Here is an 11347-nt window from a genome sequence, read left to right as displayed (position 1 = left end):
CCGCCCGCACTGGGGCGCGCACCTCCGGCTCCTGCTCCCGCGTGCGACCCGCCGCCGCCGGCTCCGCCACGGTTTTGGGACATGGATTGGCGGCTGGCATCGCCGCGACTCGCTTGCTGGCGCGCCTGGTTGCCGGTGTCTCCGGCGCCTCTCAGCGCGTTGTCGCCGCCGCCTCGGCCGCCCGAGCCCGCACCGCCCGCGCCGCCCGCGCCGCCAGGTCCGCCAGGGCCGCCCCGGTCGCCTCCGGATCCCAATCCGCCTCCGCCCGCACCGCCACGGTCGCCCGGTCCAGCGCCGCCTGCGCCCCCCGGGCCCTGCCCGCCGCGATCGCGACCGGCGCCGCCTTGCCCGGCCGCGGCCTGCGCGCGATCCCGTGTCGCCGGATCGTTGCGAAGCTGGTCGCGGCCCTGTCCCGGATCCATGCCGCGCTGCTGCAACTGCGACTGCGCCTGCTGGCGCTGCGCATCGCGGGTGCCGGCCTGCGCCGCGTCGCGTCCACGGTAGTCGTTGCGCTGGTCGGCACCGCCCACGTTCTTCCCGAACTGCTGCTGGCTCGCCGAATCCCGGTACGGAACGCCGCGCCGATTGGCCGCGTTGTGCTGGAAGTTCGACTGGCTGGCGTTGAGCTGCCGGTTGGCGTTGACGCTGTTGTAGCGGTTGACGTTGACGTTGACGTTCCCGCCGCCCCAGTTGGCGTTGCCCCAGAGGGCGGCCGTGGCAGCCACCCCGACACCGAAGGCGATGCCGGTCGCCAGCGCGGCGCCCGGGTAGTAATAGGGCGCCGGCGGATAGTAGTACGGCGGATACGCCGGATAGGGCCAGGTGCCGTACACCACGGCAGGGTTGTACGACGGCACGTACACCACCTCAGGATTTGCGGGCTCGATCTTGATGACCGTCTGCTGGGTCTGCGGCTCCTGCTCGACGATGACCTTCTGCTGCTCGGAGCTCTTCAGGCTGCCCGTCTTCTGCGCCGCGCTGCGCAGCCGCTGCGCCGAGTCGAGCACGTCCTTGGACGAGGCGAGGAAGGCGTCGCCGAGGTTCTGCACCCAGTCGGGCTTGTCGCCCATCGTCTGCAGCACCTGCGGGAAGGCCACCAGCGACTGCACGCTCGGGTCCCAGGGCTGGTTGGCCACCAGCTTCAGCGCCGCGTCCCCCTTCTGGTCCGGATTCGCCTTCGACCATCTGGCAGCATCGGCGACATCGGCGGGATAGGTCGAGGCCATCAGCACCTGCGAGAGCAGCGAATCCGGGTACAGCGCAATGGGCGCCATCATCTGATCGAGTTGTTCCCTGGAGAAGGTCTGCGCCGGCTGCGCACCCACCACCAGCGAAAACACGGAGACGGCGAGCACGAGGAGGCGTGCGAGCCGGACGTTCAGAGCGCGCATGTCGCCTCCTTTTCTTGTGGGCTGAAGTTCAATGGCAATCCGATCCTGTCAAGCGGCTAGTGGTGCGCCTGAAGGCACGCGGGATCGTCGATATGGTTTTCCAACGCATAACGTACCAGSTCGGCCGTGCTTRCAACCTGGAGTTTTTCCTGGATGCGCGTCTTGTACGTGCTGACGGTCTTCACCGACAGGTGGAGCGCCTCGCCGATCTCGGTGAGGCGCTGCCCGGCGGCGATGCGTCGCAGCACCTCGATCTCGCGGTCGGACAGCATTGCGTGTCGCGGGGCGTCGGACATCCCATTGAGCTGCTGCACCACCTGCTCGGCCAGGCTCGCAGTGATATAGGCGCCACCCGCGGCCACCCTGCGCACCGCCGTGACCAGTTCCGCCGCCGCGACATCCTTGGTGACATAGCCATTGGCGCCGGCCTTGAACGCCCGCAACGCGTATTGCTCCTCTGCATGCATGCTGAGTACAAGTATGCGCACGCTCGCGAAGTCGGCCTTGATGCGGCGGACCAGTTCCAGGCCGGTCATGCCCGGCATCGACAGGTCGACCAACGCCAGGTCGAATTCACTCTCGCGCAGGAGTTCAAGCGCCTGGAAGCCTGTGACTGCTTCAGTCAGTTCCCAACCGTTGCCCAGCGGATCGAGCACGCGCTTCAGGCCCTCTCGGACGATGGTGTGATCGTCGACCAGAAGCATGCGGATGGCGGGCGCGCCCGACCGCGGCGGCGCTGCCATGGGCGCCTCCCGATCCTTCGCAGCAGTCCCGAATCCCTCGTTTTCATGCATACCATGTCCTGTTCGGAGGCCGCATATTGGCTCATGCTCGCCTTTCTGTCGACGAATATCAAGCAGTAGATCCCTACGAAGGCGATGGAGCAAGCAAGAGGCAGCTGGCTGGTCGTGGTTCGGAATATTCCGAATGCCTTGTAGGAAAAAGCTAAGAAGAAGACCACAACTCCGCCCAGATTCCGGGCGTCGAGCCTACGTTCAAAAAGCAACAACCAGGCGCAAGCTCCGTCGTGGCGCCTGACACCCGTTCGTCGTCGCACTCCTGGAGGCTCCCGATGAATACCGTTCCAGTCCTTGATATGCAGTCCTCGTTCACTGCCCATCGCGTGCCACTTGCCGGCATCGAGCGAAGCGAACCGACCGTCCTGCATGAAATGCTCGCTCTTCTCGGCGTCCCCGTCGGCCAGGGCCARCAACCGCCGGACACCCCGCTCACCGTGCGCCGTCTGCGTGCCGGCGAATCGCTGTTCTTCGAAGGCAGCCCGGCGCCTTCCATCTACATCGTCCGCGCAGGAACCTTCAAGGCGTTTCATACCGCAGAAGATGGCTACGAGCAGGTCTTCGGATTCGCGCGTCGCGGCGACTTGCTGGGGTGCGATGCCCTGTCCGGGGATTGCCACCTCATGGCGGCGGTTGCGCTGGAAGATGCGAGCGTCTACGCCATCGCATTGCCCGACTTCTATGCGCTGGCGCAGAGCCTGCCGGCGTTCTATCGCGGCGTGATGCGTGCCGTGAGCAGCGCGATGATCGATCTGACGCAGCTGGCCGACATGATGGCTGCCGTCGCGGCCGAAGTTCGACTGGCGCGATTCCTGATGCATCTGTCGCAGCGCATGTCGACCTGCGGCCAATCCGCCAGATCCCTGCGCTTGCTGATGACGCGCCGCGACATCGGAAGCTACCTTGGCGTCGCGCACGAAACCATCAGCCGTTCGTTCGCGGCATTGGCGGCCTTGCGCCTGGTCAAGGTGGATCAACGCAGGGTGGAGATCCTCGACCTCGCGGCATTGCAGCGTTTCGCACAAGGCACGCGCGCGCCCAGCAAGGCGAAATCTCACGGCTTCGCACTGGCGGCCTGCGCGGCCTGAGATTGCGAAAGCGCCGCGATACAGTCCCGGGCTTGCTGGAATTCGGTCGCCTTGTCGAAGTAGGCGAGCGCGCCGGCGTCCATATGGCTCTTGCGCATGGACGTCCAGTTGAACTGGGAAAAGACGACCACCTTGATGTCGGGATAATGCTGCCTGACGTGACGCAGCACATCGATGCCTCGATCATGCCCGCGCAGCTTGACGTCCAGGACAATGAGATCCGGCTGATTCGAAGCGATCGATGCCACGGCCGTGGCGGTGTCCTCCGCGCAACCGACGATCTCGACTTCCGGCGCATTCGTCAGCAGCGCCCCGAAGCTCTGCTGAATTGCCACCGAATCGTCGACCAACAGCACTTTCACCATTTCACCTCGCCCCGCCTCATTGACGTGGTTCCATGCTGCATCGAATCGAAGCATCGCGAAATGCGCATGCTCAATGATTCGGTCGAAAAGGCCGTTTTTTTGGAGCGTTCCGCACCCGCTGTCGATCGCCTTCAGAAATAGGACAATGCCTCGGCATTCGACTTTGTGAACCTCGCGGGCCGAAGGTGGTCGTGTCCACCCGAGATCCGCCGAACGGCAAGGGATTCAATGGCTTCGTGGTTCGAGAATCTGTCGCTTCGCAGCCGAATCGTCCTGCTGACAGGCGCGGTCATGCTCGCGTTCGCAGCGCTCGTGGCGTCGGTCCTCGCGGCCGAAGCGCGTCGGATACACGATACCGCGCACGACAAGGTCCGAATCCTCGCCAACGGCTCGGCGGCGGACCTGCAACGCGTGCTCGATCGGTTCGAGACGATGCTCGAGCGGCTGTCCGCGCGGCCGTTGGTCAGGGCCATGGATCCGCAGCGCTGCGACCCGGTCGTTGCCGAGTATCTGCTGCCGGTCCCCGCGTCACTGGGGTACGCGATCCGGGACGCTCGGGGCCACACCATCTGCTCTTTCGAACCGAGTCCGGTCCCACGGACTGCGGACGCAGAGGCCGCCGCATGGGAGCCGGTCTTCGCAGCCGGCGTGTTCGCGGCAAGCAACTTGTTCGTCGACGGGCGCACCGGGAGAAAGCTGACGGCGCTGAGCTATCCCATTCGCGATCAGAAGGCAGCGCAGACAGGCGTGCTGGTGGTGACCGTGGATTTGTTGACGCTCAGCGAGGAGTTGCTCGACGCGACCCCGAAGAACGCGCTCGTGACGGTGGTGGATCGAACCGGCGCCATTCTTCTTCGCTCGAAGGACGCGGCGCAATTCATCGGCTCGCGCCCCAGGGACGGCGAGGCAGATCCGCTGGGGAGTGCGCGCGAAGGCCATTTCGCCGGGGTCGGGCGAGACGGCGTTCCGCGGCTGTTTGCTCTGTCGACGCTGCCCGGCGTGGACTGGCGGGTGATCGCCAGCCTCCCGGAGGCCGATGTGCTTTCGGAGTACCACGCCGCCCTCCAGCGAACCATCGCCGTCGGTCTGGGGCTTTGCCTGCTCGCGCTGGGCCTGGCGTGGCGCCTGAGCGCGGCCATTGCCAATCCCATTGCGCGTCTCGAGGCAACGGCCGCGCAGATCGCGGCGAGCGGAGATGCGATCCGCGCCGAAGTCACCGGCCCGCCCGAGATCAGGTCGGTCGCGCGGCAGATCAACCAGATGCTCGACGCGCGAGCGATCAGCGAAGCGCGACTGCGTGGCATCTTCGAATCGGCGGTCGATGCCATCGTGACGGCCAACGAGGATCAGGTCATCGTGCAGGCCAACCCTGCGGCGGCAAGGATGTTCCGTTGCCCGCAGGACCGCCTGATCGGCTCGCCACTGGGTCGCCTCGTTCCTGAACGGTATCGGGAGGGTCACAGGCGATATGTCCAGGCGTTTGGCACCAACCCGATCACCGAACGCCGGATGGGGCGGCAGCGGGAGCTGGTCGGCCTGCGCGCCGACGGCGTGGAGTTCCCGATCGAGGGCGCGATCTCCCATCTGTCCATCGCCGGCCACCCGTTGTACACGGTCATCCTGCGCGACATCACCGAACGCAAGCAGGCCGAGGCGGAACTGCGGGCCGGCGCCTCGAAGCTGCAGGCAGCGCTTTCGAGCATGAGCGATGCGGTGTTCATCTCCGACACCGAGGGCCGATTTGTCGAGTTCAACGACGCCTTCGCGTCGTTTCACCGATTTGCGGACAAGTCTGCCTGCCGGCGGACGCTCGCGGAGTACCCGGAGATCATGGATGTGCGCATGCCCAACGGCGATCCGGCGCCGCTTGAGCAATGGGCGGTTCCCAGGGCGCTGCGCGGAGAGGTGGCGACCAACGTCGAGTACAGGCTGCGGCGCAAGGACACCGGCGAAACGTGGATAGGCAGCTACAGCTTTGCACCCATCTGTTCGAAGGAAGGCACGATCGTTGGCGCCGTGGTCACGAGCCGGGACGTCAGCGCGATCAAGGAGGTGCAGGAAGACCTGGAGTCTTCCCACGTCGCGATGCAACGGCTGATTGCATCGCGCGACCGGGTCCAGGAAGAGGAACGCAAGCGGATCGCGCGTGAATTGCATGACGACCTGCAGCAGACGCTGGCGGCGATCCGCATGGATTTGCGCGGCATCGGCGAGCGCTTCGGCGCCCAGGCGCCGGAACTGCTGCCGCTGGTCGCCGACGCTGACTGCCTGGCCGAGAAGGCCGTGCTGTCGACCCGCCGCATCGTGAACGACCTGCGCCCGCCGATGCTGGAAGACCTCGGCCTGACGCCAGCCTTGGAAATGCTGGTCGCCCAGTTCGGCCAGCAGACCGGTGTCGCCTGCACGATCGACGCGCCGGACCCTGTGTCCGACGCATTGATGGAAACGCCGGCGATTGCACTCTGCCTGTACCGCATCGTGCAGGAAGCACTCAACAATGTCGCCAAGCATTCTCAGGCCAGCGAGGTGCACATCCAGCTCGCTTTGGCGCCGGCAAGGTCGGTATCGGTTCGTGTCAGTGACGATGGCCGCGGCATCGTCACTGCCGACAGGCGCAAGCCCGAAGCGTTCGGGATCCTGGGCATCCAGGAGCGGGTGCGCGCACTGGGCGGCAGCATGCACTTCGGCAGCACGCCCGGAAGCGGCGCCGTGCTGGACGTCCTCATTCCGCTCGCCGGCGAGCCGCCCGCGTTCAACCCCGACTCCGATGCGATGCGATCGTCCGACCGGTCGGACGAAGACCCGGGGCATGCAAGACTTGACGACACCCACGCGCTGCCGAGGCTCTTGAGCCGCGCGACCCACAAGACGCTGCAGGACGTGATCGACGCGCTGGCGGGGATCGTGGCGGTCGTCGACCGGCGCGGGGTGATTCGATTCGTCAATCGGGCGTGGAGCGAATTTGCCGAGCGCAACGGCAACCCCGGGGCCGGTGCGATCGGCCCCGGCGTGAACTACCTCGAGGTTTGTCGCCGCAGCGCCATCGCCGACGAGTCGGCGTTGCACATCCTGCAGGGGCTCGACGAAGTGATGCAGGGCGATCGCGACGTGTTCACCTGCGAGTACCCGTGCCATTCGCCCGACGAGCGCCGGTGGTTCCAGGTGCACGCAGCGCCGATGGGCACCGGCGACGTGCTGGTCGCGCACTTCCTGGTCAGCCGCGAGAGCCATGTTCACGTGGTCATCGGAATGGAAGAGAGCCGCAATRTCGGATGAGCGGATCGCAGGCATCGTCATGGGTCGGTATCGGTCTGCGCGCACAATTTGGCTATTTTTGCCATAATGGCAATTCCACAGCCGGAGCTTGCCATGATCACCGCCCTGCCCGCCCTCCACGACCTGCCGCGCCAGAACGCCTCCCAGGTGAAGAACAAGTGGGGCGACGTCGTGCGCCAGGTTCGCCAGAGCGGCAGCGTGGCCATCACGAACCATGCCGCGGTCGAGATGGTATTGCTCGACGCCGCCACCTACCAGCAGCTCACCGAGGACCTGCTGACCCTCAACGCCCGCGAGCAGACGGTGCTGGAAGAACTGGCCGGCCGCTTCGACAGCCGCCTGGCCGTGCTGCAGCAGCCTGGCGCCGCCCAGCGGGTCGACGCCCTGTTCGAGGCCCGGGGCAAGCTGGCCCGGCGGCCGAAGGCCGGCGCTTCGTTCTGATGGCCGCGGCTGGCGCTGCGCGGCCCTTCATCTTCGTGCTGGCCGGCGTCAACGGCGCGGGCAAGAGCTCGGTCGGCGGCGCCCTGCTCGCCGAGCACGGCCTGGCCTGGTACAACCCCGACAGCTATGCGCGCGAACTGGTCGCGCAGCTCGGCCTTGACGTCGAGGATGCCAACGGCCGCGCCTGGGAATACGGCCGCGTCCAGCTCGCCGCCGCGCTCGCCCAGCGACGCAACCACGCCTTCGAGACCACCCTGGGCGCCAGCACCATTCCCGAACTGCTCGCCAAGGCCTCGCGCACCCACGATGTCGTGATGATCTTCTGCGGCCTCGCCTCGGCCGAGATGCATCTGCGGCGGGTCCATGCGCGGGTCGCGAGCGGCGGCCACGACATTCCCGTCGCCAAGATCCGCGAACGCTGGATCAGCTCGCGCATGAACCTGATCCGGCTGTTGCCGCTGCTGGCGCGCCTGCAGGTGTTCGACAACAGCGCCGAAGCGGCGCCGGGCGAGGAGATTCCCGACCCGGTGCTGCTGCTCGAGATGATCGGCGGCCGGCTGGTCTTCCCCGCAGCCGACGATGCCTCGGCCCTGGAGGCCACACCCGATTGGGCGCGGCCGATCGTGCAAGCCGCGATCGAACAGCAGGCCTGACGCGCAGGTCCCTCCCCCAGCGGTCGGCCCGCCGGCGCCGTCTCGAGCGCGAAAAGGAGACTTCGCCGCACGGGTTCGGCATACTGCAGCCGGCTCCTCGAACGCAGTCTCCGGCGAAAGGGTCCTGTGCATAGAAGACGTCTCTTGCAGCTGGCCTCCGCGGCTCCGATCTGTTGCGGCAACCTGCCGTGGATGCTCGCGCCGATGCGCGCCTCGGCGGGGCCCGCGGCGGGCTCCCGCGTTCGCCCCGGCGATCCGGCCTGGCCCTCCGAGGCGCGCTGGAAGCAGTTCGGCGAACAGTTGGGCGGCGATGCGCTGGTCAAGGTGCAGTCGCCGTTCTCGGCTTGCCTGGATGCGCCCGCAGGGCCTGCCTGCACCCAGTTCTTCAAGGCGGCCGGGAACCCCTACTTCCTCGGCGACGAGATCGGCCTCACGCAGACCCTGGGCTGGGTCGATGCCTGGACCTCGAGCCCGAGCGTCTATGCGGTGTCCGCACGCAGCACCGGCGACGTGGCGGCCGCGGTCGACTTCGCGCGCCAGAACCGCTTGCGCCTGGTCGTCAAGGGCGGCGGCCACAGCTACCAGGGCACCTCCAATGCACCCGATTCCCTGCTGCTCTGGACGCGCAGGATGAACGAGGTCACGCTGCACGATGCGTTCGTCGCCAGGGGCTGCGCGGGGCGGACGGCGCCGACGCGCGCGGTCTCGGTCGGCGCCGGTGCGGTGTGGGCCCATGTCTACGACGCGGTCAGCACCCGGGGAGGGGGCTACGTGCAGGGGGGCGGATGCATGACGGTCGGCGTCGCCGGGCTGGTACAGAGCGGTGGCTTCGGCAGCTTCTCCAAGGCCTTCGGGCTGGCCTCGGGCAGCCTGCTCGAGGCCGAGGTGGTGACGGCCGACGGCCAGGTACGGGTCGCCAATGCCTGCAGCGAGCCGGAGCTGTTCTGGGGCCTCAAGGGCGGCGGCGGAGGCAGCCTGGGCGTGGTCACCCGCCTCACGCTGCGGGTGCATGCGCTGCCGGAATCCTTCGGTGCGGTCAACATGGCGATCAGGGCGTCCTCCGCGCCCGCCTTCCGCCGCCTGATCGGCCTGATCGTCGACTTCTACGCGCGAAGCCTGCACAACCCGCACTGGGGCGAACAGATCCGCCTGCGGCCAGACAACACGCTGCGCATCGCGATGGTGTTCCAGGGCCTCAGCCGAAGCCAGGCGCAGGAGGTCTGGGCGCCTTTCCTGGACGCGGTCGAGGCGTCGCCCGACGAGTTCAAGATCGAGTTCTCACCGCTCAAGATCGTGTCCACCTCGGCCCGCGACTTCTGGGCGCCGACCCTGGTCAAGCGCGTGCTCGGCTTCATCAGCACCGACGACCGGCCCGGTGCGCCGGAAGGCAACGTGTTCTGGCCCGGCGACCAGGGCCAGGCCGGCCAGATGCTGCACGGCTATCAGTCGGCCTGGCTGCCCGCGGCCCTGCTGCAAGCGGGCCGCCGTCAGGCCCTGGTCGATGCGCTGTTCGCCGCCAGCCGGCACTGGGGCGTGTCGATGCACGTCAACAAGGGGCTTGCCGGTGCGCCTGCCGAGGCCATCGCCGCGGCCCGGGACACCGCGATGAATCCGGCCGTGCTGGACGCCTTCGCGCTCGTGATCTGCGGCGCCAACGGCCCGCCGGCCTTTCCCGGGGTTGCCGGGCACGAGCCCGACGCCGGGCTGGCGCGGCGCCAGGCAGCCGCGATCGGACGCGCGGTGGACGAGCTGCGACGGCTGGTCCCGCGGCCGGGCTCCTACCTGTCGGAGAGCAACTACTTCGAGCCCGACTGGCAGCAGTCGTTCTGGGGCGCCAACTATCCCCGGCTGCTCGCGGCCAAGGAGCGCTACGATCCGGAGGGCCTGTTCTTCGTCCACCACGGCGTCGGCAGCGAGCGCTGGAGCGGCGACGGCTTCACCCGGATCGCATGAGCATGGAAACCACCGCCTTGCGCCGCATCGACGACCTGCCGGGCCCGCGCGGCGCCCCGCTGATCGGCAACCTGCTGCAGATCGACGCCCCGCGCATGCACCAGCAGCTGGAACAGTGGTGCCGCGAATTCGGCCCCTTCTTCAAGCTGCAGCTGGGTCGGCGCCGGCTGCTCATCGTCGGCGACCACGCGGCCGTGGCCGCCATCCTGCGCGACYGGCCCGAAGGCTTCAAGCGCACCAACCGCCTCGCCACCGTGGCCCGCGAGATGGGCCTCAGGCCCGGCCTTTTCGGCGCCGAAGGCGAGGACTGGCGGCGGCAGCGGCGCATGGTCATGGCGAGCTTCGACCCAGCCCATGTCCGGGGCTATTTCCCGTCGCTGCAGACGGTCGCCGAGCGTCTCGGCCGCCGCTGGCTGGCCGCCACGCGGCGCGGCGACGCGATCGATCTCCAGGCCGACCTGATGCGCTACACGGTCGACACCATCGCCGGGCTCGCGTTCGGCGCCGAGGTCAACACGCTGGAGTCCGATGGCGACGTGATCCAGCAGCATCTCGACAAGATCTTCCCGGCCCTGGTCAAGCGCATGCTGGCGCCGCTGCCGACCTGGCGGCTGATTCCGACCCAGGCCGACCGCGAACTGAAGCGCGGCGTGCAGGCGGTCAACGAAGCGGTGGCGCAGTTCATCGCCCAAGCGCGCAGCCGCCTGGAGACCGACCCCGAACTGCGCGCGCATCCGCGCAACCTGCTCGAGGCGATGCTCGCGGCGGCCGACCAGCCCGGCAGCGGCATCACCGACCTGCAGGTGGCGGGCAACGTGTTCACGATGCTGCTGGCCGGCGAGGACACGACCGCCAACACCATCGCCTGGATGATCGACCTGCTGTGGCGACATCCGGCGGCACTGCAGCGCGCGGCCGACGAGGTGCACCGCGTGGTCGGCGACTCGGCGCTGCCGACTTTCGAGCAGTTGGCGCAACTGGACTACGTCGAGGCCTGCGCGCACGAGACCATGCGGCTCAAGCCCGTGGCGCCGATCCTCGCGCTGCAGGCCAAGCGCGACACACAGGTCGGCGACGTGCAGGTGCCGAGCGGGACGGTGCTCATCAACCTGATGCGCCGCGACAGCGTCAGCGACAGCCACCTGCCGCGCGCCGCGGCCTTCGAGCCCGAGCGCTGGCTGGCCGATGGCCCGGCCGGCGCCATGGCCGCCAGCGCGAAGCGCACCTCGATGCCCTTCGGGGCCGGCCCGCGCATGTGCCCGGGACGCTACCTCGCGCTGCTCGAAATGAAGATGGCGATGGTGCAGCTGCTGAACCGCTTCGACATCACCAGCGTCGACACGCCCGACGGCGAGCCGGCGCGCGAGCAACTCGCCTTCACGA

9 protein-coding genes are annotated in these 11347 nt (G+C 67.9%); 6 read left to right on the top strand and 3 right to left on the bottom strand.

From position 1 onward, the window contains the following. A partial coding sequence (locus AC1D2K_RS19090) for a DUF3300 domain-containing protein (protein ID WP_478090402.1) occupies nucleotides 1-1391 on the bottom strand: 1391 nt, incomplete at its 3' end. 56 nt (nucleotides 1392-1447) lie between these two features. Beyond that, nucleotides 1448-2134: a response regulator gene (locus AC1D2K_RS19085; protein WP_478090403.1), complete on the bottom strand. Its 687-nt coding sequence runs from the start codon at nucleotides 2132-2134 to the stop codon at nucleotides 1448-1450. A 284-nt stretch (nucleotides 2135-2418) separates the two neighbouring features. Between AC1D2K_RS19085 and AC1D2K_RS19080 the strand changes: the two genes are divergently transcribed. Beyond that, the gene (locus AC1D2K_RS19080) at nucleotides 2419-3276 is read left to right on the top strand and encodes a Crp/Fnr family transcriptional regulator (RefSeq protein WP_478090401.1); all 858 of its coding nucleotides are present in this window, start codon (nucleotides 2419-2421) and stop codon (nucleotides 3274-3276) included. Here AC1D2K_RS19080 and AC1D2K_RS19075 read toward each other — a convergent pair. Then, the gene (locus AC1D2K_RS19075; protein ID WP_478090400.1) at nucleotides 3243-3695 is read right to left on the bottom strand and encodes a response regulator; all 453 of its coding nucleotides are present in this window, start codon (nucleotides 3693-3695) and stop codon (nucleotides 3243-3245) included. The genes AC1D2K_RS19080 and AC1D2K_RS19075 overlap by 34 nt on opposite strands. Before the next feature lie 174 nt (nucleotides 3696-3869). Here AC1D2K_RS19075 and AC1D2K_RS19070 point away from each other — a divergent pair, with 174 nt between their 5' ends. From AC1D2K_RS19070 to AC1D2K_RS19050, 5 genes are all read left to right on the top strand, one after another. Further along, a complete protein-coding gene (locus AC1D2K_RS19070) occupies nucleotides 3870-6917 on the top strand; it encodes a PAS domain S-box protein (protein WP_478090399.1) in 3048 nt (1015 codons plus the stop codon). A gap of 93 nt (nucleotides 6918-7010) precedes the next feature. Beyond that, nucleotides 7011-7358 carry a type II toxin-antitoxin system prevent-host-death family antitoxin gene (locus AC1D2K_RS19065; RefSeq protein WP_478090398.1) on the top strand — a complete coding sequence of 116 codons (348 nt, stop codon included), beginning with the start codon at nucleotides 7011-7013 and terminating at the stop codon, nucleotides 7356-7358. After that, entirely contained in the window at nucleotides 7358-8011 is a 654-nt protein-coding gene (locus AC1D2K_RS19060; RefSeq protein WP_478090397.1) for an ATPase, read from the top strand. Before AC1D2K_RS19065 ends, AC1D2K_RS19060 begins: the two co-directional genes overlap by 1 nt. 144 nt (nucleotides 8012-8155) lie before the next feature. Beyond that, nucleotides 8156-9964: an FAD-binding oxidoreductase gene (locus AC1D2K_RS19055; RefSeq protein WP_478090396.1), complete on the top strand. Its 1809-nt coding sequence runs from the start codon at nucleotides 8156-8158 to the stop codon at nucleotides 9962-9964. 2 nt (nucleotides 9965-9966) lie between these two features. Continuing rightward, nucleotides 9967-11347: cytochrome P450 (locus tag AC1D2K_RS19050; protein WP_478090395.1), on the top strand; the 1381-nt coding region annotated here is incomplete at its 3' end.

It is taken from the genome of Variovorax sp. P1_H12_2 (assembly GCF_056405335.1).
Note: the sequence above shows the minus strand (reverse complement) of the source record. Positions and strands in the feature narration are given on the sequence as shown.

Excerpts from the sequence above, each read along its gene's own strand:
- AC1D2K_RS19075 (WP_478090400.1), bottom strand. The coding sequence starts at position 3,695 with ATGCTTCGATTCGATGCAGCATGGAACCACGTCAATGAGGCGGGGCGA.
- AC1D2K_RS19065 (WP_478090398.1), top strand. The coding sequence starts at position 7,011 with ATGATCACCGCCCTGCCCGCCCTCCACGACCTGCCGCGCCAGAACGCC.
- AC1D2K_RS19060 (WP_478090397.1), top strand. The coding sequence starts at position 7,358 with ATGGCCGCGGCTGGCGCTGCGCGGCCCTTCATCTTCGTGCTGGCCGGC.